The following is a 25,801-nucleotide window of genomic DNA, read 5'->3' as shown; positions in this document are numbered from 1 at the left end:
GGAGTTCCGACCCGCGAAAACGCGCGTCCGGCGAAACGGTTCAGGCGGCGAGGGCAGTCTCGCTGCGCCGGATCAACCCGTTGCCGGTGCTGCCACCCGCCAGCAGCGGCAGCGCGGTCGCGCAATAGGCGCATTCTGCAGTCAGCCGGCCGATCATCCAGTGCGAACCGCCGCAGCCGGGGCAATAATTCCGCTCCTGCGAACGATACGCGACGCGATAGCCGGTAAGGACATTTCGGATGCCGAAATCGTACATGCTTCGTCTCCCGATACTCGGGGATGGAACGGCAGCGAATCGCGATTTGTTCCGCACTCGGCTCGAAACGCTGCCGACGGACCGTGCAAAACTGTGGATAAGTGGCGCGAAAGACACACTGGCCGCGCCAAAGCGTCCATCCTGGTGTGAAATGTGACGCGAAAAAAGTGGAGGCCCGAGCCGGAATCGAACCGGCGTGCAAGGATTTGCAGTCCTCTGCGTCACCACTCCGCCATCGGGCCTCGGAGCGAGCGGCGGCAATGCGCAGGTGCTTGCCGCCATGTCAACATTGCAGTGCAAAAATAGCTGCGCACCTTGCTTGGCGAAGCGTTGCGAAGGGGATACAAGCCGCCCTACATAAACAGTGTATTGCGCAACTAACACGGTTGTGCCAGATAGCCGGGGTAATGATGGCTCTTACGGTAGATTCCGCGCCTGCCGAGGCGAACCGCTTCGAAACGATGCGCCATGCGATGGTCGCCAGCCAGCTGCGCACCAACGCCGTGAACGACACGCGCGTGGTGGAAGCGATGGCCCGCGTGCCGCGCGAGGACTTCCTTCCCGAGGCGCACCGCGCGATCGCCTATCGCGACACGCTGCTGCCGCTTGCCGGTGGCCGCAGCCACAATCTGCCGCTCGCCACGGGCCGGCTGCTGACGGCCGCCGATGTCCGCCCCACCGACAAGGTGCTGCTGATCGGTGCCGCCGGCGGCTATGCCGCGGCGCTGCTCGCCGGCCTCGCCAATGCAGTGGTCGCGCTCGAGGAGGAGCCTACGCTCGCCGCGCTCTCCCGTACCACGCTCGCCCCCTATGCCAATGTCGAGCCGGTCGAAGGGCCGCTCGCCGCCGGCCATGCCCCGGAAGGCCCCTATGACCTGATCGTCGTCGACGGTGCGGTCGAGGAGCTTCCCACCACGTTGCTCGATCAGCTCAAGCCCGAAGGGCGCGTGGTGACCGGCATCGTCGATCGCGGCGTGACGCGCCTTGCGTCGGGCCGCCGTACCGAAGGCGGCTTCGGCCTCGCCGATTTCGCCGATATCGAATGTGCAATTCTTCCTGGTTTCGAGCGCCTACGAACCTTTCAATTCTGATTCTGAAAGAGGCTCATGCGAATTTCCTCTCTGTTCCTGGGCGCCAGCTTCATCGCGATCGCCGTGCCTGCCGCTGCGCAGACCACGACGACGCGGTCGGGCACCGACACGCCGGTGCGCGTCGAAGTCGGCACCGCCGCGCCGGCCGAAGCCGCACAACCGACGACGACGCTGCGCGACGCACTGGTTCAGGCCTACAACACCAATCCGGGTCTCCAGTCGGACCGCGCCACCCAGCGCGCCAATGACGAGAATGTGCCGATCGCCCGTGCGGCGGGCCGTCCCGGGGTGAACGGCACCGGTTCGCTAAGCGACAGCATCTATGACAGCGACGCGCAGTCGGGCCCGCTTGCGGGGCCGACCCGCCAGGGCCGGCTTGGCCTCAACCTGTCGGTGCCGGTCTATTCGGGCGGCGCGGTGCGCAATTCGGTGCGTGCGGCGGAGACTCGCGTCGATGCCGGCCAGGCGAGCCTGCGCGGCTCCGAGGCCCAGCTCTTCACCGACGCGGTGACTTCCTATGTCGACGTGCTGCGCTTTGAGGCGATCGTCCGCCTGAACCAGCAGAACGTCCACGTGCTCGAGGTCAACCTGCAGGCGACTCGCGACCGGTTCGAGGTCGGCGATCTGACCCGCACCGACGTCGCCCAGTCGGAAGCGCGTCTCGCGCTCGCCCAGAGCCAGCTCCGCACCGCAGAGGCCGGTCTGATCGGCTCGCGCGAAAACTATATCCGCATCATCGGTACTCCGCCGGGCGTGCTCGCCCAGCCGCCAGCGCTGCCCAACCTGCCGGGCGACGTGCAGGACGCGGAGCAGGCGGCGATCGCCAGCAACCCCGATCTCGAGGCCGCGCAGAAGCAGCGCGACGCCACCGCGTTCGACATCAAGGCCGCCCAGGCGACGCGCTCGCCGCAGGTGGCCCTCACCGCCGGCACCAGCTACTATAACTATCTGGGCTCGCTGAGCGACCAGGCCCACACGCTGGGCGGGATCAATGCAAACGGCATCGCCAACACGGTCGGCGCTCAGGTCACGCTGCCCGTTTTCCAGGGCGGCCGTCCGGCAGCACAGGTCCGCCAGGCCCAGGCACGCCGTGCCGCGGCGCTGGAGACCGTCACGCTCACCGAGCGCGGGGTGATCGCCCAGGTCCGCTCGGCCTATGCCAATTACCAGTCCTCGCTACGGGTGATCGAATCGACCCGCGTCGCAGTCGATGCCAACAAGCTCAGCCTCGAAGGTGTCCGCGCGGAAAACAGCGTCGGCACCCGCACCATCCTCGACATCCTGAATGCGGAGCAGGAGCTGCTCAACAGCCAGGTCAATTATGTCACGGCGGAACGCGACGCCTATGTCGCCGGCTTCCAGCTGCTGGCGGCGATGGGCCGGGCCGAGGCGCGCGACCTTAACCTTGACGGCGGGCCGCTCTACGACCCCGAGATCAACTACAAGCGCGTGAAGAATCGCTGGTCGGATCGCAACGACGATCCCGAGCCGCAGGCGGTGGGAACCCGTACCAACCAGACGCCGGTGCAGACGCCCGACGTCACCGCCACCTCGCTCGATCCGGTGCTTCAGCGCAATGACACCACGCGACCGGTTGACATTAACCGTAAAAAGCCGTGATTACCCGCCTCCGGGGCTTTTTGGAGTAGCCGGTTGATGGGGGACATCAGTAGCGAGCCGTCGATGGAGGAGATCCTCTCCTCCATCAAGCGCATCATCGCCGAGGAGGGCGATGCTGCCATCGCGACGCGTGCGCGCCGCGGCGGACGGTCTGCGACCACCGTGGCGGACAAGCCCGCCACGGTCGACGAGATTCTCGAGCTGAGCCAGCCGGTCGACGAAGACAGAGTGGAGACGCCGACGCCGATGTCGATGGGTTCCCCCTCGCAGCCCGAGGCGCCCGCCAAGCCGGCGCGCGCCGCTGCTGCCTCGCCCGCAGCCGAAGCACCGGCCGAACCCATCGTCTCGGAAAGCGCCGTCCAGGCGACCCGCGGGCCGCTTGAGGCGCTCTCGCGCATGGTGGTGAAGCCCGAGGTCACCGGATCGGACACGCTCGAGGGCATGGTCCGCGAGATGCTCAAGCCGATGCTGCGCGACTGGCTCGACGCCAACCTGCCGCGTCTGGTGGAAGACATGGTCGCGAAGGAAATCTCGCGGATCACCGGGCGGCAGTAAGCCAAGCCCACCGCATATCCGTCATCCCGGCGAAAGCCGGGATCTCGTGAGGCTCTTTTCCCGCCATCGCCTGAGATCCCGGCTTTCGCCGGGATGACGATATTTTGTTGCGCGCGACCGATTGTAACGCCCGCAACCTTCCGGCTATCGTCCGGCCCCATGAAGCACATCCTGCTCGCGGGCGTCGCGCTCGCTTCCGCCGCTGCGCCCGCGCTGGCGCGTGACCTAACCATCCAGGACGTCGCCACCCTGTCGCGCGTCGGTGCGCCGGCGGTGTCGCCCGACGGCCACTGGCTCGTCTGGCAGCAGCGCGAGACCGATCTCGCCGCCAATCGCGGCCGCTACGACCTGTGGCGGCTCGACCTGACGGTGAAGGGCGCCAAGCCCGAGAAGCTCGTGGCAGAAGCCGACGTCAACGAGACCAGCCCGCAATTCTCTGCTGACGGCAAGACCGTCTGGTTCCAGTCGGACAAGGGCGGCGACGATGCCGTGTGGGGCGTCGCGGTCACCGGCGGCACGCCGACCCAGCTCACCCATATCCCGGGCGGGTTCAGCGGCTTCAAGGTCTCGCCGGACGGCTCGAAACTGCTCGTCTGGGCCGATCGCAAGCCCGGCGCGCCCAGCCTCGAGCTGCCGATGATCAAGAAGGACCCGAATGCCGGCTCCGGCCGCACCTATGAGCAGCTGTTCGTTCGCCACTGGGATACGTGGAGCAACGGCGATCGATCGCAGCTGTTCGTGCTGCCCTTCGGCGCGAACGGTGCCACCGGCAACGGCACCCCGATCGTCGGCACGCTGATCGGCGACACCCCCTCCAAGCCGTTCGGCGGCGGCGAGGAGCTGTCGTGGAGCGCGGACAGCAAGACCGTCTATTTCGCGCTGCGCGAAGCCGGCCGGATCGAGTCCAAGTCGACCAATCTCGACATTTTCGCGGCGCCGGCGGACGGCAGCGCCGCGCCGGTCAACCTGACCAAGGCGAACGAGGGGATGGACAATCTCCCCACCGTCTCGCCCGACGGCAAGTGGCTCGCCTATTTCTCGATGGCCCGCGCCACCTATGAGGCCGATCGTCAGGTCCTCCAACTGCGCAACCTCGCCACCGGCGAAGTGAAGGCGCTGACCCAGGCCTGGGACCGTTCGGTCGGCTCGATTGCCTGGTCGCCCGACTCGAAGACGATCTACGTCACCGCCGAGGACACGCAGGAGAACCCGATATGGTCGGTCGATCCCAAGACCGGCAAGGTCACCCGCCTGACCCAGCTCGGCAACGTCACCTCCGTGGTGCCGACCAAGGCGGGCATCGTCTATTCGATGAACAGCCTCACCGCGCCCGACGACTTCTACCAGCTCAAGGGTAAGGTCAGCACCCAACTCACCGCGGTCAACGCCGAGAAGCTCGCCGGCATCGACCTGCCCAAGGTCGAGCGGTTCAGCTTCACGGGCGCGAACAGCGACACGGTCTGGGGCTATTCGGTGAAGCCGGCCAGCCTCGCCGAGGGCAAGAAGGCGCCGATCGCCTTCATCGTCCATGGCGGCCCGCAGGGTTCGAGCAACAATAGCTGGTCCTATCGCTGGAACCCGGCGGTGTTCGCCGGCGCCGGCTATGCGGTGGTCGCGGTCGATTTCCACGGCTCGACCGGGTACGGCCAGGCCTTCACCGATGCGATCCGCAACAATTGGGGCGGCTGGCCGCTGGAGGACCTGCAAAAGGGCTTAGCCGCGGCGACGACCAAGTTCGCGTATCTCGACGCCGACAATGCCTGCGCGCTCGGCGCCTCCTATGGCGGCTACATGATGAACTGGATCGAAGGGCTGTGGCCGGACCGGTTCAAGTGCATCGTCCAGCATGACGGCGTGTTCGACGCCCGCGCCATGGCCTATGAGACCGAGGAGCTGTGGTTCGACGAGTGGGAACATGGCGGCAAGGCCTATTTCGAGGACCCCGCCGCGTTCGAGAAGTGGAACCCGGTCAACCATGTCGACAAGTGGAAGACTCCGCAGCTGGTGATCACCAGCGAGAAGGACTTCCGCATTCCCTACACGCAAGGGCTGGCGGCGTTCACCGCGCTGCAGCGCAAGGACATCCCGTCCAAGCTGCTGGTCTTCCCGGACGAGAACCACTGGGTGCTCAAGCCGAAGAACTCGATGCAGTGGTATGGCACGGTGCTCGGCTGGCTGAACCAGTACGCGCCGCCGGCGAAGTAACACTCCTGGCCGTCACCCCGCGAAGGGCAGGGTGACGGCCGAACGGCTCAGCCGAACAGGGTGTTGGCGCCCACGCCCAGCGCCAGTGACGGCCACAGCATCATCAGGATGCCGGCCAGGCTGATCAGGAACACGATGGTCCGCACCACCGGCACGCCAGCGGCATAAAGCGGCAGATAGACGATCCGCCCGCCCAGCCAGAGCAGCGCGCCGAGCTGGGTCCAGAAGGTCTGGGTGCCGGTGACGCTCAGCGCGACCACCGCCACGATCGCCAGCGGGAAGGTCTCGAAGAAATTGGCCTGGGCACGAACCCAGCGACCGACGATCGGGTTGGGCGGCGGCAGATCCTCGTCGCGGGCGCCCATATTCCATTTCGGCCCATATTGCCGTGTCTTCACCTGCGCGGCGCCGAAGATGTGCACCAGCGCCAACAGGCAGCCCCAAAGCAGCACGGTCATTTCCAGACGCATCATCGCCTCTCTCCCTCGGCGTGGTCGTTACGCATTTGTATCAACAACCCGCATTATCTGCGAGTTTTGTATCGACCCGGAGCCCGGCTCGCCGCTAAAGCCGCTCGATCATGAGCGAACTCCCCAAGACCTTCGACCCCGCCGAACTCGAATCCCGCTGGTATCAGCATTGGGAGGCAAACGGCCTGTTCCGTCCCGAGCGCGACGGCGCCGATCCCTGGACGCTGGTCAACCCGCCGCCCAACGTGACGGGCAGCCTGCATATCGGCCATGCGCTCGACAACACGCTGCAGGACATCCTGGTCCGCCACGCGCGGCTGAAAGGCAAGGACGCGCGCTGGGTGGTCGGTACCGACCATGCCGGCATCGCGACCCAAATGGTCGTCGAGCGCCAGATGAACCTCAAGCAGCAGAAGCGCACCGACTTCACGCGCGAGGAGTTCGTCGCCAAGGTCTGGGAGTGGAAGGAAGAGAGCGGCGGCGAGATCACACAGCAGCTCCGCCGCCTCGGCTGCTCCATGGACTGGTCCGATGAGCGCTTCACCATGGACGAAGGCTTCTCCAAGGCCGTCCTCAAGGTCTTCGTCGAACTGCACAAGCAGGGCCTGCTCTACCGCGACAAGCGGCTGGTGAACTGGGATCCGGGCCTCGGCACCGCGATCAGCGACCTCGAGGTCGAGACCAGGGAGGTCAAGGGCAGCTTCTGGCACCTGAAATACCCGCTCGCCGACGGCTCGGGCTTCATCGAGGTCGCGACCACGCGGCCCGAGACGATGCTCGCCGACATGGCGGTGGCGGTGAACGCCGAGGATGCGCGCTACACCGCGCTGGTCGGCAAGATGGTCAAGCTGCCGATCACCGGCCGCCTGATCCCGATCGTCACCGACGAGCATGCCGATCCCGAGCTCGGCTCGGGCGCGGTGAAGATCACGCCGGGGCATGACTTCAACGACTTCGAGGTCGGCCGCCGCGCCGGGATCGAGGCGCGCGACATGCTCAACATGCTCGACGCCAAGGCCCGCATCACCCAGACCTCGGATGGTCTTATCCCCGAAGACCTGCTCGGCATCGACCGGTTCGAGGCGCGCAAGCTCGTCGTCGCGCGGCTGAAGGAAGAAGGCTTCCTGATCCCGCATGTCGACAAGGACGGCGAGGAGCATGACGCCGAGCCGCGCACGATCGCGACCCCGTTCGGCGACCGCTCGGGCGACGTGATCGAGCCCTGGCTGACCGATCAATGGTATGTCGACGCCGCGACGCTCGCCAAGCCGGCGATCGAGGCAGTCCGCTCGGGCGCGACCAAGATCGTCCCGAAGAGCTGGGAAAAGACCTATTTCAACTGGATGGAGAACATCCAGCCCTGGTGTGTCTCGCGCCAGCTCTGGTGGGGGCATCGGATTCCGGCCTGGTTCGGGCCGAAGGTGTCCGATGATGAAACTAGTGTATCGATCAACCAGCCTTCATTGAAGGGCGCTTTCAATCGAGCCGATGTCCCCGCAGTCTTCGTGGCGGAAACTGAGGAGCAGGCAATCACGCTTGCGAGGGCATATTACGCCCAAGCCGGCTTCGAGAGCCCGGTTGGGCTGAATGTTCGCGTGGGCTCATCAGAAGAGGATGCGTGGGAGATCACCAATGCGGGTGATTTCGGCCTTTGGCAGGACAGTGACGTCCTCGATACCTGGTTCTCCTCCGCCCTCTGGCCCTTCGCGACGATGGGCTGGCCGGAGAACCCCGATCTCACGCTCGGCGGGCGCTATCCGAACGACGTGCTGATCTCGGGCTTCGACATCCTGTTCTTCTGGGATGCCCGCATGATGATGCAGGGCCTGCAGTTCATGAAGGCGGTGCCCTTCAAGACTTTGTACCTCCACGGCTTGGTCCGCGCGGCGGATGGGCAGAAGATGTCCAAGTCCAAGGGCAATGTCGTCAATCCGCTCGGGCTGATCGACAGTTACGGCGCCGATGCACTGCGCTTCTTCATGGCGGCGATGGAAAGTCAGGGCCGCGACATCAAGATGGATGAGCGCCGGATCGAGGGCTATCGCAACTTCGCGACCAAGCTGTGGAACGCCGCGCGCTTCGCTCAGTCGAACGGCATCTCGGCCTCGACGACGATCGAGGCACCCGAGGCGACGCTCGCGGTCAACCGCTGGATCATCGCCGAAACGGTTGCGACCGTGCAAGCGCTCGACCTTGCGCTGGCCGATCTGCGCTTCGACGAGGCGGCGAACACGATCTACCAGTTCACCTGGAGCCGTTTCTGCGACTGGTATCTCGAGCTGATCAAGCCTGTGCTGCAGGGCGAGGGAGCCGAGGGTGCCAAGGAGACCCGGGCCGTTGCCGGCTGGGTGCTCGACCAGATCCTGGTCATGCTCCATCCCTTCATGCCCTTCATCACCGAAGAGTTGTGGTCGAAGATGGGCCCGCGCGACTATGAGCTGATCGTCGCCAAATGGCCGATGGCTGATGCCCGCGCGCTCGATCCTTCGGCCGCGCAGGAGATCGACTGGCTGATCCGGCTGGTCAGCGAGATCCGTGCCGCGCGCACCGAGCTGAATATTCCGCCAGGGACCCTGCTAATTCTTTATGTGGAAGACGCGACCCTCGGTCTGGAGGTTCGCGGTCGTCTCGCACGCAATGCAGCGGTGATTGAGCGCCTGGCAAAGGTCAAACCAACCTATCTCGTGAACTCTGTCGATGAACAAGCCATCCGAGATGATCTCGCATCGGGATCGATGGCAATCAGCGTGGAGGGAATGACAGCCTACGCTCCGCTCTCCGGCGTTGTTGACCTCGAGGCCGAGAAGACCCGCCTCGCCAAGGCGATCGCCGCGGCCGAGAAGGAGCGCGACGGCCTTGCCGGCCGCCTGAACAACCCGAGCTTCGTCGAAAAGGCCAAGCCCGAGGCCGTCGAGAAGGCCCGTGCCGACCATGCCGAAAAGGCCGCCGAGGCCGAGCGGCTGAGTGCGGCACTGGCGCGGCTGGGATAACCGTCACCCCCGCGAAAGCGGGGGCCCATCTCCTGCACGAGCAGCGCCGTACAACCGCTGTTGTACCTTTGGCTTCTCCCGGAGATGGGTCCCCGCTTTCGCGGGGATGACGTAAGTGTGAGGAACAAACCCTAAGGGGGAGGGGTCTAGCCCGCATGCCAGCACCGCGCCACGACCTCACTCAGGGCCCGATCGGCAGGACGCTCCTGCTGTTCGCGCTGCCCACGCTCGGCTCGAACATCCTCCAGTCGCTGAACGGCTCGATCAACTCGATCTGGGTCGGGCGTTTCCTGGGCGAGCAGGCGCTGGCGGCGACCTCGAACGCCAACATCATCATGTTCCTGATGTTCTCGGCGGTGTTCGGCTTCGGCATGGCCGCGACCATCCTGATCGGCCAGTCGATGGGCCGGCGCGACGTCGAGGCGGCGCGGCGCGCCTTCGGCTCGGCGATCGGGCTGGTGATGGGCGGCGCGGTGCTGATCGCGATCCTGGGCTGGCTGTTCGCCCCGCAAATCCTCCGCCTGCTCGCGACGCCCGGCGAGGCGCAGGGCATGGCACTTGCCTATCTCCGCGTCATCTTCCTCGGCTTGCCGTTCAGCATGCTCGGCGTGCTGATCCAGATGAGCCTGCGCGGCACCGGCGATTCGATCACCCCGCTCTGGTTCATGGTGCTGAGCGTCACCATCGATGCCGGCCTCAATCCGCTGCTGATCGAAGGCGTGGGCCCGTTTCCGCGCATGGGGATCGCCGGATCGGCCACCGCCACGCTGATCGCGGGCATCGTCTCGTCGCTCGGCCTGCTGCTCTATGTCTATCTGCGCGATCTGCCGATCCGCCTGCGCGGCGCCGAGCTGCGCTATCTGGTCCCCGAGGGCGCGCTGGTCCGCACCATCGTCGCCAAGGGTCTGCCGATGGGCGCGCAGATGCTGGTTATGTCCACTGCCGGCCTCACCATGATCGGGCTGGTCAACCGCCTGGGCGTCGACACCGCCGCGGCCTATGCCGTCTCGCAGCAGCTCTGGACCTATATCCAGATGCCCGCGATGGCGATCGGCGTCGCTGTCTCCAGCATGGCCGCGCAGAATATCGGCGCCGGGAAATGGGAGCGGGTAGGCGCGATTACCCGCTCCGGCCTGGTCTTCAACACCGCCATCACCCTGGTCGTGATCGGCGCGATCATCCTGTTCGATCGCCCGGTGATGGCGCTGTTCGTCGGCGCCGACAGCCCGGCGATCCCGATCGCCCGTCACATCCAGCTGCTCGCCAGCTGGACCTTCGTGATGTTCGGCGCGACCATGGTGCTGTTCTCCACCGTGCGCGCCAATGGCGCCACCGTGCCGCCGCTCGTCATCCTCGCGTTCACGCTCTTCCCGATCCGCTTCGGCTTCGCGTTCTTCGGCCAGCGCTGGTTCGGCAGCGACGCGCTATGGCTGTCCTTCCCGATCGGCTCGGCCTTCTCGCTGCTGTTCGCCGCGCTCTATTATCGCCATGGCCGCTGGCGCGCGCAGGTCCTTGAAGTGCCGCCCGAGCCGGCCACCGTCGAGGAGGAAACCTTGGCCACCACCGAGCCCGCGGGACGCTTGCAACCCAATTGCTGAGGGCGCATCAGCGCGCACATGAGTCACTATCCCGCGCTCCGCCTCCGCCGCACCCGTGCTTCCGAGTGGAGCCGCCGGATGCACGCCGAGACCGTCCTCACCCCCGCCAACCTGATCTGGCCGCTCTTCGTCACCGAGGGCGAGGAAGAGGATCCAATCGCAGCACTCCCCGGCGTCTCGCGCTGGGGCCTGAAGGGCATCGTCGCGCGCGCGCGAGAGGCCCGCGACCTCGGCATCCCGTGCCTGGCACTCTTCCCCAACACCCCGCGCGAACTGCGCACCGAGGACGGGCGCGAAGCGCTCAACCCCGACAATCTGATGTGCCGCGCTATCAAGGCGATCAAGGACGCGGTACCCGATATCGGCGTCCTCACCGACGTCGCGCTCGATCCCTACACCGCGCACGGCCATGACGGCATCGTCGATGCGCAGGGCTATGTCCTCAACGACGAGACCAGCGCGGTGCTGGTCGACCAGGCTTTGCTCCAGGCCGAGGCAGGATCGGACATCGTCGCCCCGTCGGACATGATGGACGGCCGCGTCGGCGCGATCCGCGGCGCGCTGGAGGCGAACGGCCACGTCAACGTCCAGATCATGGCCTATGCCGCCAAATACGCCTCGGGCTTCTACGGCCCGTTCCGCGACGCGGTCGGCAGCCGCGGTCTGCTCAAGGGCGACAAGAAGACCTATCAGATGGATCCGGCCAATGCCGAGGAAGCCCTTCGAGAGGTCGCGCTCGACATCGCCGAGGGCGCGGACAGCGTGATGGTCAAGCCGGGCCTGCCCTATCTCGACATCATCCTTCGGGTGAAGAGCGAGTTCCAGGTGCCGGTCTTCGCCTATCAGGTGAGCGGCGAATACGCGATGATCGAGGCTGCTGCAGCGGTGGGCGCCGGCGATCGCGAGACGCTGGTGCTTGAGACGCTGATGGCCTTCCGCCGCGCCGGCTGCTCGGGCGTGCTGACCTATCACGCGCCGCTGGCCGCGAAACTGCTGGGATAGTCATCACTCTCCCATTCAAGGGAGAGGCCGGAGAGGGGAAGACATGATCACCACCGAACGCCTGCACCTCCGCCCCTGGCGCGAGGAGGACAAGCCCGTCTTCCACGCCCTCGCCAACACTCCGGCGATGATGGAGCATTTCGGCGGCCCGGTGCCCCAGGCCAAGCACGACGCGATCGTCGACCGGATGATCGACCAGCAGGCGCGCAACGGCCATTGCATGTGGGTCGTGGAGATCCGCGAGACCGGCGAGATGGCCGGCGTCTGCGGCCTGCGCATCGGCGGCCATCCGAACACTCCGGTGCCCGAGGAGCTGGAGATCGGCTGGCGGATCGGCGAGAAATTCTGGGGCCAGGGCATCGCCCGCGAGGCGGCGCAGGCGAGCATGGCCTGGGGCTGGGCCAATACCGACCGCCCGCGCATCGCCGCCTGGACGGTGATCGGCAACAAGCCCAGCTGGGGGTTGATGAAGCGGCTCGGCATGGTCCGCCGCGAGGATCTGGACTTCCGCCATCCGGACTATGCCGAGGGCGATCCCTTCGGCGCGATGATCGTCTACACGATCGACCGCCCGGCATGATCGAGACGGCGCGCCTTCGCCTGCGCCAGTGGGTGTCGGAGGACCGTCCCCCCTTCGAGGCTCTGGTCAATACGCCGGCGATGATGGCCCGGCTGGGCGGGCTCAAGAACGCCGCCGGCATCGATGCTATGTTCGAGAAGCGTCTGAACGATCAGGCGACGCACGGCTGCACCTATTGGGCGACCGAGCTGCGTGATACCGGCGAACTTATCGGCAGCTGCGGCATCCGCCTCGCCAGCAACTATGGCGACGACCTGCCGATCTCCAACATGCCCGAGATCGGCTGGCGCATCTCCGAGGCGCATTGGGGCAAGGGCTATGCCCGCGAGGCAGCCGAGGCGAGCATCGCCTGGGGTTGGGCCAATCTCGACGCTCCCGCAATCGGTGCCTGGACCACCATCGAGAACCGTCGCAGCTGGGGCCTGATGGCGCGGTTGGGCATGATCCGTCGCCCCGACCTGGACTTCCGCCTCCTTGGCCATGCGGACGACGATCCCGTAGGAGCAATGATCGTCTACACGCTGGAGCGCCCGCAATGATCGAGACCCCCCGCCTGATCCTCCGCCGCTGGCAGGACGGCGACCGCCCGGCCTGGCACGCCATGGGCCAGGATCCGGCGGTGATGGAGTTCCTCGGCCCGCCGCTCAGCCCCGAGGCGGCCGACGCGGCGATGGAGCGGCAGAACACGATCCTCGATGCGCACGGCCACTGCTTCTGGGCGGTAGAGCGCAAGGAGGACGGCGCGTTCCTCGGCTTTTGCGGGCTCAAGCCCGGCCCGGAGGGCACGCCACTGTTCGGCGAGGTCGAGATCGGCTGGCGCTTCGCTCCGGCCTATTGGGGCAAGGGCTATGCGCGCGAGGCGGCCCAGGCCAGCCTCGACTGGGCCTGGAGCCATCTCGGCGCGCCGACGGTCGCGGCGATGACGGTGATCGAGAACAGCCGCAGCTGGGGCCTGATGGAGCGGCTTGGCATGGTCCGCGTGCCCGAGCAGGACTTCATCCATCCCAATGCGCCCGAGGGGCTCAACCCGCACATCACCTATCGGATCGCACGCCCGGCCTGAACAGCGCGACCACACTCCGCGGCGCCTCGTCACCGAAGAAGCGGGCCAGGTTCTCCGCGCTCTCCCGGGCGACCCTGGCGCTGCGCGGGAACAACTCGCGCTCATAGGCGGCCAGTGCCGCTTCTGTATCGCCGGGATAGGCGAGGATCGCGCGCGCCAGCTCCGCACCGTCCAGCATCGCGAGATTGGCGCCTTCGCCGGCAAAGGGCGACATCAGATGTGCCGCATCGCCGAGCAGCGTGACGCCCGGCACCCGCTGCCAGCGATGCTCCAGCGGCAAGGCATGGATCGGCCGGAGCAGGGGTGGGGTGTCGCTCTCGGCGATCAGCGCGGTCAGCTGCGGCGCCCATCCCTCGAATTCGGCGGCGATCCGCGCCAGGCCGGCCTGGGTGTCGCTGAAGTCGATCGCGGCGATCCAGCTCTCGGGCCGGTTCAGCGCGGTATAGACGTGCAGGCTGCCATCCGCGTTGCGAGGCGCCAATATGCCCTTGCCAGGCGCCACCGCCATCAGCGTGCCGCTGCCGATCGCCTCGGCACTGGCCAGATGGCGGCCGTTGCCGTCCCGCAGATGCGTCTCGACGAAGCAGGTGCCGGTATAGCCGGGCAGGGCATCCGAGAGCAGCGGACGCACCTTCGACCATGCCCCATCGGCGCCGATGAGCAGGTCGCTCGTGAGACGCGAACCGTCGGTAAAGGCGATCTCGTGCCGCCCGTCGCCCATGGGCGATGCCGAGACGAGCTTGGCACCCCAGCGGATGCTTTCGGGTGGCAGCGAATCGAGTAGCAGCCGGCGCAAGTCGCCGCGGTCGACTTCGGGGCGCTCGCCCGAGCCGGGCTGGTCGAGCAGGATAGTGCCATGGCTGTCGACGATGCCCTTCGCATCCTCGCTCGGCCGGATCAGCCGACGGAAGGCATCGAACAGGCCGGCATCCCGCAGCGCGCGCTGGCCGCTATGTTCGTGGATGTCGAGCAGGCCGCCCTGGGCGCGCGCATCGGGAGAGGGCTCCGCCTCGTAGACGATCGCAGGGATGCCGTGCAGGTGGAGGATGCGGGCAAGGGTGAGGCCGCCAAGACCGGCGCCGATGATGGTGATCGGATTTCGCATTTCGCGCTCCTGTTGCCGCGACCGGCACGTGCGTGCAGGTCACGGGTGACCCGGCGATCTGCCGGGTGGCTGCTTCTGGAGACGCTGGCCGAGCCATGCGGGCATGGCTGGCGTGTATTCGGCAACCTGCGGGCACCAAGGCGGGCAGGCCGTCGTTTTTCGCGACGGCGCGATCTACCGCGCCCGCCAGACACTGGCAAGGCGGCGCATGCCAGCCCTTTACTAGTAGGATTTCCTCTGCTTGCCTTCGCCGCATGATCGCATCGCGCATCCCGCAGCTTTCCCTGTCCGGCCTCGCCTGCCTTTCGGGGAAGGGGAATTGGGGTCCCCATAGCCTATGGTTCGTAAACTTCCGCGCGCCATTCAGCCGTCGGCAAGGCGAATCACTGCACAGCGAGGCGGGGGACTGAGGCGATGGAGGGCGCGATCGACGACGTGACGACACGGGACGGCGCGCGCGCCACGCGCTGGCTGTTCGTCGCCGCGATCCTGGCCGGCTCGTTCCTGCTCTTCCTCGTCCAGCCGATGGTCGCCCGCATGGCGCTGCCGCAGCTGGGCGGCGCCCCGGCGGTGTGGAACAGCGCGATGCTGGTCTATCAGGCGCTGCTGCTGGGCGGCTATGCCTATGCACACTGGCTCGGCCGCGTGCCGCCGCGGATGCAGGCCACGATCCATCTCGCCGTCCTCGTTATCGCCGCGCTGTGGCTGCCGATCGGCGTGATCGCGATGGAGCTTCCCGGCAGTGCCGAGCCCGCGCTCTGGGTGCCCTGGCTGCTCGTCGCCTCGATCGGCCCGCTCTTCTTCGCCATTTCGGCCCAGGCGCCTTTGCTCCAGCGCTGGTACAGCATTGCCAGCCATGGTCGCGATCCCTATGCGCTCTATGCCGCCTCCAATATCGGCAGCTTCGGCGGGCTGATCGCGTATCCGCTGCTCGTCGAGCCCAATCTGGCGCTGAAGGGGCAGAGCTGGCTGTGGACCGCCGGCTATGCCCTGGTCCTGCTCCTCGTCGCCGGCTGCGCCTCGCGCCTGCCGCCGCGCGCCGAGGACGAGCCGCATGTCGCGCACCACACGCCCGCGCCGCCGCGCCGCCGGGTGCTCCACTGGATCGTGCTCGCGCTGGTCCCCTCAGGCCTGATGCTGGCGACCACGACCTTCCTGACCACTGATATCGTCGCCGTGCCGATGCTCTGGGTGCTGCCGCTCGGCCTCTACCTGCTCAGCTTCTCGGTGGCGTTCCGGGACAATGCGGTGCTGCCCGGCATCCTCACCAAATTCGCCCCGGTGATCATCCTGATGTTCGGCGCCACGCTGATCGCCGGCCACCAGCAGCTCGCCTATGTCAACGCGATCATCGGGCTGCTGCTGCTCTTCACCGTCTCGGTGACGCTGCACGCCCGCATGTATGCGCTGCGGCCGGCGCCGGACCGGCTGACCGGCTTCTATCTCGCCATGTCGGTAGGCGGCGTGCTGGGCGGCGTGTTCGCCGGCCTGATCGCGCCGATCCTGTTCGACTGGACCTATGAATATCCGCTGCTCGTCCTCGCCGCCGGCGCGCTCTGCCCGCAGATCTTCCTGATCCCGGCGATCGGGGACTTCTGGCGGCACGGCACGCGCGGCAAGACGATCCTGATCGTGGCACTGGTCGTGCTGCTCGTGTGGATGGGCATCGCCAATCCCGGCAAGCTGCTCGGCGAGATGCATGAGCAGGTCGCGTTCGTCCTGGTCGCGGCGATCGGTCTGGTCGCGATCGGCCGCCGCCCGGCCTATCTCGTCGCGCTGGCGGGCGGGCTGATCCTGTTCGGCGGCTATCGCTCGATCCAGCTCTCGCTCACCGATGCGCGCACCCGCAGCTATTTCGGCGTCTACACGGTCACCGACTATCGCAACGAGCGCCAGCTCGCGCATGGCACCACGCTCCACGGCATCCAGCTCAAGGGCCTGCGCTCGACCCAGCCGACGACCTATTATGTGCCGGGCTCCGGCGTGGGACAGGCGATGCAGGCGCTGCCCGATCTCTATGGCCCCGCCGCCCGTGTCGGCGTGGTCGGCCTCGGTACCGGTACGCTCGCCTGCTATGCGCGGCCCGGGCAGAGCTGGCGCTTCTTCGAGATCGATCCCGCGATCGTCCATCTCGCTCGCGATTCGGGCAAGTTCACCTTCCTCAGCCAGTGCGCGCCGCAGGTCCGCATCTCGCTGGGCGACGCGCGCGTGCGCCTCACCGAATCGCAGACCGCCGGTTTCGACCTGCTCGCGCTCGATGCCTTCTCGTCGGACACGGTGCCGATGCACCTGCTCACCCGCGAGGCCTTTGCCACCTATAGCCGCGTGCTGGCGCCAAACGGGCTGCTGCTCGTCCATATCTCCAACCGCTTCATGGCGCTGGCGCCGGTGGTCTCGGCGGCGGCGCGCGATGGCGGGTGGAAGGCAGTGCGGCTCTCATACGAGCCCGAGCCGCATTTCGTCGCCACGCCCAGGCTCGGCGGCGGCACCAAGGTCGACCAGGTCGAGCCCGAGGCCGAATCGGCTTCGGAATGGATCGCGCTCAGCCACGATCCGAAGGTGCTGGAGCGGCTGGTCGCGCGGGGCGGGGGCTGGCGGCAGCTCGGCAGCTGGCCCGCCTTCCAGCCCTGGACCGACGACTATGCCTCGGTCGTGCCCGTGCTCCGCGTGCTGCACCCGGAGCTGGCGGGCGACTGATTCGTCAGCTGCCGGTGCCGCCAAGCGCCGCTTCAAGCGAATCGATCTTCGCCTGCTGTGAGCTGGCGGCCTGCTCGGCGGCGCCCACCGCGGCGTCGAGTGCTGGATAGGGCGGCAGGCCATCCACGCCGCGCTGGGTGGCCAGCTCCTCGAGCTCGGAGAGGGCGGAGACGGCGGGGCGGCGCAGCTCCGCGAGCTGGCCCATCGCCACCTGCGCTTGCAGCCACGGCTCGGAGCCCTGGGGAAGGCCGCGCGAGACGGCGATCTTCGCCTCGGCATCCTGCGCGCCGGCGGTGAAACCCTTGATGCCGGTGTCGAGCCCGGCGCGAATCTCGGCGATTCGCTTGTCGAGCGCCGCATCGGGCGTCGCGACCGCCACCGGGCGCTCGGGCTCGGCAAGGCTGGTCGATTCGATCGGTCGTGGCAGCAGCGAGGGGTAGCGCCCCGTCGTTTCGGTGCATCCGGCGAGGGCGGTGAGGCTGAGCAGCAGAATAAATCGCATGTTTGCGCCTTATGCCTGTGGAAAACTGCACGCAACGGCTTGCGCGATCTGAAAACCGCTTCTAAAGGCACCCCTCCACAGCGCGCCCGTAGCTCAGCTGGATAGAGCATCAGACTACGAATCTGAGGGTCGGACGTTCGAATCGTTCCGGGCGCGCCAATGAAAACCCCGCTAGGCCAATGGCTTAGCGGGGTTTTTGTTTATCTGGCTCCTGAAGCCCTGCGAAAGGCCGCCAGGACGCATCCCATGCGAAAAGCCCCGCCGGACCGGGGCCAGGCGGGGCTTCGATGTCTCGGGCTCCGGAAGCCGAATCAGGCGGTCGGCGGGTTGCCCGGCAGGATCACCGTCACGCGCAGGCCGCCGATCGGCGAGCGGCTCGCCTCGATCCGCCCGTGATGGGCCTCCACGATCGCCCGTGCCGTCGCCAGGCCGAGGCCGGAGGCAGCCGATTCGTCGGCCCGGTCGGAAGAGCGGTAGAAGGGCTCGAACAGCCGCTGGGCGAGCATCACGTCCACGCCCGGGGCATTGTCGTCGATGATCAGGCGCCAGGCGTCGCGCGAACTTTCTAGGCCCAGCACGATTCGCCCGTTCTTGGGCGTGTAGCGCAGCGAATTGTCGATCAGCGCCCCGAACAGCTGCTCGATTCGCGCGCCGTCCCATTTCACGATCACGGTAAATTCCGGCAGCGTGCTGGTCTCGAGCCGCACGCCCTGCGCCTCGGCACGCTTCTTGTCGGCATAGATCGCGTTGTGGATCAGCGCGCGCGGATCGACCGGGGCGAAGGTGACCGGCAGGCGGCCGAGATCGGCCAGCGCCACCGCGTTCAGGTCCTCCGCCATGTGGATCAGCCGGCGGGTATCCTCCTCGATCGAGCCTATCAGCTCGGGCGGAAGCGGCGGCTCCATCTCGCACAGCTTGATGAAATGCTCGCCCATATTCTCGGTCGGGCCCTTGAGCTCGCCCGAGATCGACACCAGCCAGGTGCGGCGTGCGGTCTCCAGGCGGCTGAACTGGCTGGCGATGCGCCGCAGGTTGCGCATCGTCGCCACCACTTCGGCGGGGCCTTCCTCTTCGAAATAGAGGTCGAGGTCGCCGTTCACCACGTCCCGGCTCATCCGGTAGAGCTGGAGCTGCGGCCTGGACCAGCGCCGGGCGAAGACATAGGCCATCACCAGCAGCAGCACGAACAGCACCAGCACGATCGCGGCGATGCCGATATATTGGGTGGCTAGGGTGCGGCGGTCCTGGTCGGAGAGCTCGGGCGGACGGACCAGCCTGGCGGTCGCCACGGTGCGTCCGTCGACCACCACGGGACGTTCGGCGCGCGGGGTGAGGGAAGTGGTTGGGCCGGCGATCGCCTGGCCCTGGGGATCGACAAGCAGCACGCGCCCGGCGAGCGGCCCAGGCAGATGCGCGACCTGATCGAGCGGGCGCCCGGAGCGTGCCGCCTCGGCGGCGGTCTGGACAAAGGCATCGAGCCGCTCGTCGTCGCGCTGCGCGAGCTGGGCCTGCTGGCCCTCGTGCATCACGAACACCATCAGGCCGCCCGGCACGACGGCCGCGAGCAGAGCCTGCGCTGCTAGAGTGGAAAAGATACCTGGAAACAGACGCACGCGCTTAGAACCTCCCCACGGGCCAGCTTCCCGGCCTACCCCTCGACCGTTACAGACGCAATTACCCGCTCAATCGGGAACATCGAAGCTGTCGAGTATCTTGGCGCCGGCCATGAACACCGCGATCGGGCAGAGCGCGAACAGCATCCAGCCGCCAAGTCCCGGGAATTTCCCGAGATAATGCACGCCGCGCTCGGTTGCGCCACAGGCGAGGCCGTAGATCACGAGGAAGGCCTCGAACTTGGACTTGATCGTGAACAGGCGGCCGATGCGGTAGAACATGCCAAAGGTTAAGCAAGCCCCGGGCCAACCGCCAAAATGCGTAGTTTCGTGTTAAAATAGATGGTTACCTGTAAGTAAATCCGACAGGTCGAGCGCCTCCAGCAACGCGCGCCGGGCGGCCTCGACCTGGGCGATGAGGGCTGGATCGCCGATCGCACCGAACGGAATCGCCTCGGGCCAGTGGGTTTCGATGATAGCCGCGATACGGTTCGCCTTCGCGTCATCGAGCAAAAAGCGGGGATCGACGGTGCTAGCGTCGCAAACCACGCGCAAACGCAGGCAGGCAGGCCCGCCGCCATTCGCCATCGACTGGCGGACGTCGACAACCTCGAGCCGGCGGATCGGGCCATTGCCCGCGACATGCGCCTGGAGCCAGTTCCACACGCTCGGCGTGTCGCGCGCCTCGCCGGGCAGCACCAGCGCCATCTCGCCCGAAGGCAAAGTGACCAGCTGGGCGTTGAACAGATACGACCTGATCGCGTCGGCCAGGCTCACCTGCGCGGCAGGCACCTCGACAATCTCGACCTCGGGCAGCATCGCGCGCAGATCGGCGTAGAAGCGGTCCTTGTCGGCAAAGGCATGCTCGTGCGCGAACAGCACCCGTCCATTCGCCACGGCGACCACGTCGTTGTGGAAGGCGCCCGCGGCGATCGCCTCCTCCGACTGCTGGACGAACAGCACCCGCTCGAGCCGGTGGCGCCGCGCCACCGCCGCGCTGGCATCGGGGTGCTGGCGGGCGGGGAAGGGGCCGCCGGAGATGCCGTAGACGAATATCTCCACCCCCGGCGCGCCATGTTCGGCGGCAAGGCGCATGTGGTTGGCCGCACCCTCGTCGCCGAACGGCGCCGGCACCGGGCCGTGCACCGTGAAGGCGGGGTCGGCAAAGGCGAGACGGAGCTGGGCCAGCGTCTCGGGCCATTCATGGCTGCGGTGCGGCATCGTCACCAGATTGGCGACGCTCAGGTGGCACTTGCCGTCGGCGGTGTCGGGGGCCGGCGAGACGGTCGCGGCGTTGGCCGCCCACATCGGCGAGGCGGAGAGCGCCTGGGCCTGGGTATGCGGCGGCGCATCCTCGTAGCGGGTGCCGAGGCTGGCGAGCCAGCGATGATCGGGCCGGGCATGGGGCAGGAGGATGCCCTGGGTGAGCCCCAGCGCGAGATTCGCCTGCATCTTGGCAAGCCCCTGCAGCGCCGCCGCACGCGGATAGGAGGTCTCGCCCCGGTTGCGCGTCGCCGCGAGGTTGCCATGGCTCAGCCCGGCGTAGTTGTGGCTGGGACCGATGATCCCGTCGAAGTTGATCTCGGTAAGCATCAGCGGCCTACGTGCATCACTTCGTCGCCCAAACCGACGCCGAGCAGCTCGGCGGTGCGCGGATCGATCACCACGCCGCCGTCCCGCACCGACACGCGTCCCTGGGTCACGCGGAAGCCGGTGAGCTGCCCGGTCGCGACCAGGGCCGCCTCGCCGCCGGTCTCGATCGCCACGACCTTGGCAGTCTTCGCGTCGCGCACCGTGTTCACCTGGTCGGTGCGCGCGGTCATGGTCGGGCCGCCGTCGAAGATGTCGACATAGCGTTCCCAGGCGAAGCCCTCGCTCTCCAGCATGCGCATCGCGGCGCGGCCCGAGGGGTGGGGCAGGCCGATCACCCCGCGGGCGCTCTCGGAGAGCATCGCGGTGTAGATCGGGTGCTTGGGCATCAGATCGGCGATGAACTGGTTGCCATGGATCGCATTGAAGCTGTCCGCCTCCTGGAAGTTCATCCCGAAGAAGCGCCCGGCGACACCGTCCCAGAAGGGCGATCCGCCCGCCTCGTCGATCACCCCGCGCAGCTCGGCGAGGATCTTCTCGGCGAAGCGCGGGCGGTGGCGGGCGATGAACATGTAGCGGCTGCGGGCGAGCAGCATGCCCAGCCCGCCGGCGCGCTCGCCTGGATGGAGGAACAGCCCGCCCACCTCGCTCGCGCCTTCCAGGTCGTTGACCAGGCTCAGCGTCTCGGCGCGGAAGGTGCGGCCCAGCTCCTCGCTATGCTTGGTCTCGGTGGCGAGGCGATAGGAATAGAAGGGCCAGCGCTGCCCCACCGCAGTGAAGATCTGGCAGGTGCCGCGCACCTCGCCGGTATCGACATTCTCGAGGACCAGCACGAACACGTCGTCGCCGCTCTCTTCCTCGGGGCGATCGAAGGCGGCGTGGCTGCGCGCGAGCTTGGCGCGCAGCACTTCCTTCTCGGGCTGGAGATTGGTGAAGCCGCCACCGGTCAGCTTCGCCATCTCGTAGAGCGCCTGCAGATCCTCGTCGCGGGCGGCACGGATCACGAAGCTCATAATTTCCCCTTTTCGGCGATACGCAACATGGTGACGGCGGAGAGGGCGGCGCGCTCGGCCAGACTCTCCGGGATCAGGAATTCGTCCGGGCTGTGGATCAGGCCGCCCCGTGCGCCCATCGTGTCGACGACCGGCACGCCGCACGCGGCGATGTTGTTGCCGTCGCAGACGCCGCCGGAGAACTTCCACGCGACGGGAATGCCCAGGTCCGCGCCGGACGCCTTGACCAGTTCGAACAGTTTCTCGGCACCAGGGTCCAGAGGCTTGGGCGGGCGGTTGAAGCTGCCATGGACGTGGATCCGCACGTCATGCTTCACCGATACGATCGCGACGGCCTGGTCGATCGCGATCCGGGCTTTGGTGATCGCCTCACTGTCCTTCGGGCGGAAATTGACGCGCAGCACGGCGAGATCGGGCACGACGTTGTTGGGGCCGCCGCCGTCGATCTTGGCCGGGTTCACCGCCAGGCCGGGAGCCTTGGCGTCATTGAGCCGCATCGCGAGGTCGGCCGCGGCGACCAGCGCGTTGCGCCCTTCGTCCGGATTGCGTCCGGCATGGGCGGACTTGCCGTGCACCACGATCGAGAAATTGCCGGTGCCGCCCCGGGCACCCGCCAGCGTGCCGTCGGGCAAAGCGGGTTCATAGGTGAGCGCGGCGATCTTGCCCTTGGCCGCGCCGGCGATCAGGCCGGCGGAGGAGAAGGAGCCGGTCTCCTCGTCCGAATTGATCAGCACCTCATAGCCGATATGCGCGGCGAGCGGGCTTTCCTCCACGGCCTCCAGCGCGGCGAGCATCAGCGCCAGCCCGCCCTTCATGTCGGCGGCGCCCGGCGCGTTGAGGTTGCCGTCGGGCAGCCAGTGGTTCGCCTGGAAGGGGTGGTCGGCGCCATAGACGGTGTCCATGTGCCCGGTCAGCAGCAGTTGCACCGGTGCGTCGGGGCGCACCGCGAGATGAAGGTGATGGCCATGCGCCAGCGGCAGCACCTGCCCGTCGGCGGTCACGCTGCTGGCGGCCTCGGGCTCGAGCAGCGCGAGGTGGCCCGGCAGGACGGAGAAGGCGTCGGCCAGCGCATCGGCCATGCGGGCGAGCCCCGCGATGTTGCGGGTGCCGCTGTTGATCGCCGTCCACGCCTCGGTGCGCGCCAGCATCGGCGACGCCGCGGCCCTCTCCACTGCCGCGCGTTCGATCTTGGAAAGCTCGGTCATGCCGAGGGACTAGCGCGAAATATTATTGCGGTCACCCCAGCGAACGCCGGGAAACGCATGCAATCCGGGAATAGGTCGTCAGAAATCGACGACGAGCGCCGCGCGGCTGGTGGAATCCGTCGTCTTGCGGCCGATCGCCGGCGTGCTTTCGAACTGCAGCGAATAGCTGAACTGCGCCGAGAGCGGCCCGAACAGCCGGGTGAGCAGCGCCGACTTGGACGAGATGGTGCTGTTGGCGTCCTGCAGATAGGCCGAGGCATTCTGCGTCACCGAGATGCCCTTGGTGATCTTCCAGCCGAAATCGAGACTACCGCGCGCCGCGGCATTGCTCTCGGCCGGCTGGTCGAGGAAGCGGGTGTAGCGGAAGGCCGGGCCGACTTCGAGATCGAGCTTCACCGCCGGCGACTTGATCGCGCTGTAGCCGATCCCGCTCGACAGCGAGACGCGGTCGCTGAAGCCCGAGAAGCGGTCGCTTTCATACTGCGCGGCGCCATAGAGATAAGCGCGGTCGTCGAACTTCCAGTTCGGTTCGTAGGCGGCGAGGTACCGCTCGCGCGTGGTGATGCCCAGGCTCTCCTGGTAATCGGCCTGGACGCGCAGCTTGTGGCGCCAGTCGAGCCCGTCGCGCTTCAGCTCCATCGCCGCGGCGATGCCGACATTCTCGGTGTTACCGGTGGTGACATAGCCGCCCAGCTCGGCATGGCCCTTCACCAGCGCGAAGAAATCGGCGCTGCGGATCTTGGCCTGCGCCTTTTTCAGCCGGGAATCGCGCCAGTCGGCGGCGATCTTGACCAGCTTGTCGGCGCTTTCCGGGTCTGCGGCGCGGGCATATTTGACGATGACCGCGACGTCGTTCTCGTTGCCCGATTGCATCGCTGCCTCGAGCATCGCCCTCAGCGCGGGCGAGACATTCGCCGCTTCGAGGGCAGCGGTGCTGTCATCGTCGTCCATCGGCATGGCGGCGGCCGGCAGGGCGGCGATCAGCAATGGCAGGGCGAAAAGCGAGGCTCGCATGGGCTTGGCTGGTAGCGCTGTCATGGGGACCAGAATAGGGCAGGATCAGGCGAGATGTTGCTCAAAGACGGTCAACAGTTCCTTATAGAGCGCCCGCTTGAAGGGGACGATGATGTCGGGGAGATCTTTCGGCTCCGCCCAGCGCCAGGCGCGGAATTCCGGCTCGGCGGTCTGGATGTTGACGTCCTGGTCCTCGCCGAGGAAGCGGAACAGGAACCAGCGCTGGCGCTGGCCGCGCCACTTGCCCTTCCAGATCCGGCCGACCAGATCCTCGGGCAGGTCGTAGAACAGCTCCTCGGGGGCCTGGGCGATCAGCTCGGCATGCTGGCGCTCGACGCCGGTCTCTTCCCAAAGCTCGCGCCAGGCGGCGTCGATCGGATCCTCGCCGGGATCGATCCCGCCCTGCGGCATCTGCCAGGCCTCGACCACCGAATCGAGCCGCTGGCCGACGAAGACCTGGCCATGGCGGTTGAGCAGCATCACGCCCGCGCAGGGGCGATAGGGAAGGGAGGTGATGTCGGTCATGGCAGGCCTCGTAGCGCGGGATTGCAAGCCGAACCACCCTCGTCATCCCCGCGAAGGCGGGGATCCAGAGCCAAGCAGGTCATCGCTTCGTTACTCTGGATCCCCGCCTTCGCGGGGATGACGGAGGAGAGAGGCGGGGATGACGGAGGAGCGAGGGTGACCTACGTTCCTCGCGTGATCCACCTCGTCCACCACCCCGATTATGTCGCCCCGGCGCCCAGGCGCAGCCAGTATCAGTGGAACAAGAACGGCCTGGTCCGCGACCTGCTGCGCGCGGAAGGCGCCGCCTTCACCTGGCACCAGCCCAAGCCTATGCCGCGCCATTGGCTCGAGGCGGTGCACGATCCCGATTATGTCGAGCAGGTCCTCACCAGCAGCGTGCCGCCCGAGAAGGAGCGGCGGATCGGCTTCCCGGTCACCCCCGAAGTGGCGCGCCGCTCCCAGGCGGTGCCCGGCGGCACCTATCTGGCTGCCCGCCTCGCGCTCGAACATGGCTTCGCGGCCAATACCGCCGGCGGCAGCCATCATGCGCTCGCCAGCACCGGCGCGGGCTTCTGCGTGTTCAACGACCTCGCGCTGGCCGCGGTGCGGCTGATCGAGGAGGGGACGGTTGGCCGCATCCTGATCGTCGATTGCGACGTCCACCAGGGCGACGGCACCGCCTCGCTCACCGCGGGGCGACCGGAGATCGCGACCTATTCGATCCATGCCGAGAAGAACTTCCCGGTCCGCAAGGCGCATTCGACGCTCGACGTGCCGCTGCCCGACGGGGTGGAGGACGCGGAATATATGGAGACGCTCGAGCGCACGCTGCTCCCGCTGCTCGAAAGTTTCGCACCCGATCTGGTTCTTTATCAGGCGGGAGTCGATCCGCTCGCCGGCGACCGGCTGGGGCGGCTCGCGCTTTCCTATGACGGGCTCGTCGTGCGGGATCGCTGGATTTCCGGCGTCATGACGTCACGTGGCATCCCGTTCGCGAGTGCTCTGGGCGGCGGTTACGGCGAGGACGCGCTCGAAGTGTCGCGGCGCCACGTCGCCTCGATCCTCGCGCTGGGACAGGGAGTTGCAGGCCGGGCTTTGCAGGTTTGAAATTGGGGCGTAGACATC

At 67.2% G+C, this 25,801-nt stretch carries 23 protein-coding genes and 2 tRNA genes; 13 read left to right on the top strand and 12 right to left on the bottom strand.

What is annotated here, in order from left to right:
* Window positions 1-40: 40 nt before the first annotated feature.
* Both J2W22_RS15960 and J2W22_RS15955 read right to left on the bottom strand, forming a co-directional pair.
* Complete coding sequence (locus J2W22_RS15960; RefSeq protein WP_307119221.1) at window positions 41-256, bottom strand: hypothetical protein; 216 nt, start codon at window positions 254-256, stop codon at window positions 41-43.
* Between the two features lie 168 nt (window positions 257-424).
* A tRNA-Cys gene (locus J2W22_RS15955) sits at window positions 425-498 on the bottom strand.
* Between the two features lie 165 nt (window positions 499-663).
* Here J2W22_RS15955 and J2W22_RS15950 point away from each other — a divergent pair.
* The 4 genes from J2W22_RS15950 (at window position 664) to J2W22_RS15935 (ending at window position 5,727) form a co-directional block, all read left to right on the top strand.
* Window positions 664-1,347, top strand: a complete 684-nt coding sequence (locus J2W22_RS15950; RefSeq protein WP_307119220.1) for a protein-L-isoaspartate O-methyltransferase family protein — start codon at window positions 664-666, stop codon at window positions 1,345-1,347.
* A gap of 15 nt (window positions 1,348-1,362) precedes the next feature.
* Window positions 1,363-2,967, top strand: coding sequence for a TolC family outer membrane protein (locus J2W22_RS15945; RefSeq protein WP_307119219.1), 1,605 nt, complete (start codon window positions 1,363-1,365; stop codon window positions 2,965-2,967).
* A 36-nt stretch (window positions 2,968-3,003) separates the two neighbouring features.
* Window positions 3,004-3,522, top strand: a complete 519-nt coding sequence (locus J2W22_RS15940) for a DUF2497 domain-containing protein (protein WP_307119218.1) — start codon at window positions 3,004-3,006, stop codon at window positions 3,520-3,522.
* Between the two features lie 159 nt (window positions 3,523-3,681).
* Complete coding sequence (locus J2W22_RS15935; RefSeq protein ID WP_307119217.1) at window positions 3,682-5,727, top strand: alpha/beta hydrolase family protein; 2,046 nt, start codon at window positions 3,682-3,684, stop codon at window positions 5,725-5,727.
* 47 nt (window positions 5,728-5,774) lie between these two features.
* Here J2W22_RS15935 and J2W22_RS15930 read toward each other — a convergent pair whose 3' ends face one another.
* Window positions 5,775-6,197, bottom strand: a complete 423-nt coding sequence (locus tag J2W22_RS15930; RefSeq protein WP_307119600.1) for an MAPEG family protein — start codon at window positions 6,195-6,197, stop codon at window positions 5,775-5,777.
* Window positions 6,198-6,307: 110 nt separating this feature from the next.
* Between J2W22_RS15930 and J2W22_RS15925 the strand changes: the two genes are divergently transcribed.
* The 6 genes from J2W22_RS15925 to J2W22_RS15900 all read left to right on the top strand — a co-directional run bounded on the left by J2W22_RS15925 (window position 6,308) and on the right by J2W22_RS15900 (window position 13,430).
* Window positions 6,308-9,187 (top strand): valine--tRNA ligase, encoded by a 2,880-nt coding sequence (locus J2W22_RS15925; protein ID WP_307119216.1) that lies wholly within the window; start codon window positions 6,308-6,310, stop codon window positions 9,185-9,187.
* A gap of 155 nt (window positions 9,188-9,342) precedes the next feature.
* The gene (locus tag J2W22_RS15920; protein ID WP_307119215.1) at window positions 9,343-10,785 is read left to right on the top strand and encodes an MATE family efflux transporter; all 1,443 of its coding nucleotides are present in this window, start codon (window positions 9,343-9,345) and stop codon (window positions 10,783-10,785) included.
* Between the two features lie 18 nt (window positions 10,786-10,803).
* Complete coding sequence (hemB, locus tag J2W22_RS15915; RefSeq protein WP_307119214.1) at window positions 10,804-11,787, top strand: porphobilinogen synthase; 984 nt, start codon at window positions 10,804-10,806, stop codon at window positions 11,785-11,787.
* 43 nt (window positions 11,788-11,830) lie between these two features.
* The gene (locus J2W22_RS15910) at window positions 11,831-12,367 is read left to right on the top strand and encodes a GNAT family N-acetyltransferase (RefSeq protein WP_307119213.1); all 537 of its coding nucleotides are present in this window, start codon (window positions 11,831-11,833) and stop codon (window positions 12,365-12,367) included.
* Entirely contained in the window at window positions 12,364-12,906 is a 543-nt protein-coding gene (locus J2W22_RS15905; RefSeq protein ID WP_307119212.1) for a GNAT family N-acetyltransferase, read from the top strand. The genes J2W22_RS15910 and J2W22_RS15905 overlap by 4 nt, the downstream gene beginning before the upstream one ends.
* Window positions 12,903-13,430, top strand: a complete 528-nt coding sequence (locus J2W22_RS15900; RefSeq protein ID WP_307119211.1) for a GNAT family N-acetyltransferase — start codon at window positions 12,903-12,905, stop codon at window positions 13,428-13,430. The genes J2W22_RS15905 and J2W22_RS15900 overlap by 4 nt, the downstream gene beginning before the upstream one ends.
* On the opposite strand, the gene J2W22_RS15895 is transcribed toward J2W22_RS15900, so the two are convergent.
* A complete protein-coding gene (locus J2W22_RS15895) occupies window positions 13,402-14,535 on the bottom strand; it encodes an FAD-dependent oxidoreductase (RefSeq protein WP_307119210.1) in 1,134 nt (377 codons plus the stop codon). The genes J2W22_RS15900 and J2W22_RS15895 overlap by 29 nt on opposite strands.
* A 414-nt stretch (window positions 14,536-14,949) precedes the next feature.
* Here J2W22_RS15895 and J2W22_RS15890 point away from each other — a divergent pair, with 414 nt between their 5' ends.
* Window positions 14,950-17,232: a fused MFS/spermidine synthase gene (locus J2W22_RS15890; RefSeq protein WP_307119209.1), complete on the top strand. Its 2,283-nt coding sequence runs from the start codon at window positions 14,950-14,952 to the stop codon at window positions 17,230-17,232.
* A 4-nt stretch (window positions 17,233-17,236) separates the two neighbouring features.
* Here J2W22_RS15890 and J2W22_RS15885 read toward each other — a convergent pair whose 3' ends face one another.
* A complete protein-coding gene (locus J2W22_RS15885) occupies window positions 17,237-17,734 on the bottom strand; it encodes a hypothetical protein (protein WP_307119208.1) in 498 nt (165 codons plus the stop codon).
* A gap of 82 nt (window positions 17,735-17,816) precedes the next feature.
* Here J2W22_RS15885 and J2W22_RS15880 point away from each other — a divergent pair.
* Window positions 17,817-17,893 (top strand) — tRNA-Arg (locus tag J2W22_RS15880).
* Between the two features lie 152 nt (window positions 17,894-18,045).
* On the opposite strand, the gene J2W22_RS15875 is transcribed toward J2W22_RS15880, so the two are convergent.
* The 7 genes from J2W22_RS15875 to J2W22_RS15845 all read right to left on the bottom strand — a co-directional run bounded on the left by J2W22_RS15875 (window position 18,046) and on the right by J2W22_RS15845 (window position 24,694).
* Complete coding sequence (locus tag J2W22_RS15875) at window positions 18,046-19,347, bottom strand: sensor histidine kinase (protein WP_307119207.1); 1,302 nt, start codon at window positions 19,345-19,347, stop codon at window positions 18,046-18,048.
* Between the two features lie 69 nt (window positions 19,348-19,416).
* Window positions 19,417-19,629 (bottom strand): hypothetical protein, encoded by a 213-nt coding sequence (locus tag J2W22_RS15870; RefSeq protein ID WP_307119206.1) that lies wholly within the window; start codon window positions 19,627-19,629, stop codon window positions 19,417-19,419.
* Window positions 19,630-19,680: 51 nt separating this feature from the next.
* Entirely contained in the window at window positions 19,681-20,940 is a 1,260-nt protein-coding gene (locus J2W22_RS15865; protein ID WP_307119205.1) for an N-succinylarginine dihydrolase, read from the bottom strand.
* Window positions 20,940-21,950 carry an arginine N-succinyltransferase gene (locus J2W22_RS15860; RefSeq protein ID WP_307119204.1) on the bottom strand — a complete coding sequence of 337 codons (1,011 nt, stop codon included), beginning with the start codon at window positions 21,948-21,950 and terminating at the stop codon, window positions 20,940-20,942. Before J2W22_RS15860 ends, J2W22_RS15865 begins: the two co-directional genes overlap by 1 nt.
* Window positions 21,947-23,155, bottom strand: a complete 1,209-nt coding sequence (locus J2W22_RS15855) for a hydrolase (protein WP_307119203.1) — start codon at window positions 23,153-23,155, stop codon at window positions 21,947-21,949. The genes J2W22_RS15860 and J2W22_RS15855 overlap by 4 nt, the downstream gene beginning before the upstream one ends.
* A 78-nt stretch (window positions 23,156-23,233) precedes the next feature.
* Window positions 23,234-24,169: a DUF481 domain-containing protein gene (locus J2W22_RS15850; RefSeq protein ID WP_307119202.1), complete on the bottom strand. Its 936-nt coding sequence runs from the start codon at window positions 24,167-24,169 to the stop codon at window positions 23,234-23,236.
* Between the two features lie 45 nt (window positions 24,170-24,214).
* On the bottom strand, window positions 24,215-24,694 hold the full coding sequence (locus tag J2W22_RS15845) for an RNA pyrophosphohydrolase (RefSeq protein ID WP_307119201.1): 480 nt from the start codon (window positions 24,692-24,694) through the stop codon (window positions 24,215-24,217).
* Between the two features lie 174 nt (window positions 24,695-24,868).
* Here J2W22_RS15845 and J2W22_RS15840 point away from each other — a divergent pair, with 174 nt between their 5' ends.
* Window positions 24,869-25,783 carry a histone deacetylase family protein gene (locus tag J2W22_RS15840; RefSeq protein WP_307119599.1) on the top strand — a complete coding sequence of 305 codons (915 nt, stop codon included), beginning with the start codon at window positions 24,869-24,871 and terminating at the stop codon, window positions 25,781-25,783.
* The last annotated feature ends 18 nt before the right edge of the window (window positions 25,784-25,801 follow it).

The sequence above is a fragment of the Sphingomonas kyeonggiensis genome (assembly GCF_030812785.1).
Classification (GTDB): domain Bacteria; phylum Pseudomonadota; class Alphaproteobacteria; order Sphingomonadales; family Sphingomonadaceae; genus Sphingomonas; species Sphingomonas kyeonggiensis_B.
This window is presented reverse-complemented; position numbering and strand designations above follow the sequence as displayed.

What these genes read in the sequence shown, in the direction of transcription:
- J2W22_RS15855 (WP_307119203.1), bottom strand. Translation starts at nt 23,155, where the DNA reads ATGACCGAGCTTTCCAAGATCGAACGCGCGGCAGTGGAGAGGGCCGCG.
- J2W22_RS15925 (WP_307119216.1), top strand. Translation starts at nt 6,308, where the DNA reads ATGAGCGAACTCCCCAAGACCTTCGACCCCGCCGAACTCGAATCCCGC.
- J2W22_RS15945 (WP_307119219.1), top strand. Translation starts at nt 1,363, where the DNA reads ATGCGAATTTCCTCTCTGTTCCTGGGCGCCAGCTTCATCGCGATCGCC.
- J2W22_RS15935 (WP_307119217.1), top strand. Translation starts at nt 3,682, where the DNA reads ATGAAGCACATCCTGCTCGCGGGCGTCGCGCTCGCTTCCGCCGCTGCG.
- J2W22_RS15910 (WP_307119213.1), top strand. Translation starts at nt 11,831, where the DNA reads ATGATCACCACCGAACGCCTGCACCTCCGCCCCTGGCGCGAGGAGGAC.
- J2W22_RS15895 (WP_307119210.1), bottom strand. Translation starts at nt 14,535, where the DNA reads ATGCGAAATCCGATCACCATCATCGGCGCCGGTCTTGGCGGCCTCACC.
- J2W22_RS15870 (WP_307119206.1), bottom strand. Translation starts at nt 19,629, where the DNA reads ATGTTCTACCGCATCGGCCGCCTGTTCACGATCAAGTCCAAGTTCGAG.
- J2W22_RS15940 (WP_307119218.1), top strand. Translation starts at nt 3,004, where the DNA reads ATGGGGGACATCAGTAGCGAGCCGTCGATGGAGGAGATCCTCTCCTCC.
- J2W22_RS15905 (WP_307119212.1), top strand. Translation starts at nt 12,364, where the DNA reads ATGATCGAGACGGCGCGCCTTCGCCTGCGCCAGTGGGTGTCGGAGGAC.
- J2W22_RS15960 (WP_307119221.1), bottom strand. Translation starts at nt 256, where the DNA reads ATGTACGATTTCGGCATCCGAAATGTCCTTACCGGCTATCGCGTCGCG.
- J2W22_RS15950 (WP_307119220.1), top strand. Translation starts at nt 664, where the DNA reads ATGATGGCTCTTACGGTAGATTCCGCGCCTGCCGAGGCGAACCGCTTC.
- hemB (WP_307119214.1), top strand. Translation starts at nt 10,804, where the DNA reads ATGAGTCACTATCCCGCGCTCCGCCTCCGCCGCACCCGTGCTTCCGAG.
- J2W22_RS15850 (WP_307119202.1), bottom strand. Translation starts at nt 24,169, where the DNA reads ATGCGAGCCTCGCTTTTCGCCCTGCCATTGCTGATCGCCGCCCTGCCG.
- J2W22_RS15865 (WP_307119205.1), bottom strand. Translation starts at nt 20,940, where the DNA reads ATGCTTACCGAGATCAACTTCGACGGGATCATCGGTCCCAGCCACAAC.
- J2W22_RS15900 (WP_307119211.1), top strand. Translation starts at nt 12,903, where the DNA reads ATGATCGAGACCCCCCGCCTGATCCTCCGCCGCTGGCAGGACGGCGAC.
- J2W22_RS15845 (WP_307119201.1), bottom strand. Translation starts at nt 24,694, where the DNA reads ATGACCGACATCACCTCCCTTCCCTATCGCCCCTGCGCGGGCGTGATG.
- J2W22_RS15930 (WP_307119600.1), bottom strand. Translation starts at nt 6,197, where the DNA reads ATGCGTCTGGAAATGACCGTGCTGCTTTGGGGCTGCCTGTTGGCGCTG.
- J2W22_RS15890 (WP_307119209.1), top strand. Translation starts at nt 14,950, where the DNA reads ATGGAGGGCGCGATCGACGACGTGACGACACGGGACGGCGCGCGCGCC.
- J2W22_RS15920 (WP_307119215.1), top strand. Translation starts at nt 9,343, where the DNA reads ATGCCAGCACCGCGCCACGACCTCACTCAGGGCCCGATCGGCAGGACG.
- J2W22_RS15860 (WP_307119204.1), bottom strand. Translation starts at nt 21,950, where the DNA reads ATGAGCTTCGTGATCCGTGCCGCCCGCGACGAGGATCTGCAGGCGCTC.
- J2W22_RS15885 (WP_307119208.1), bottom strand. Translation starts at nt 17,734, where the DNA reads ATGCGATTTATTCTGCTGCTCAGCCTCACCGCCCTCGCCGGATGCACC.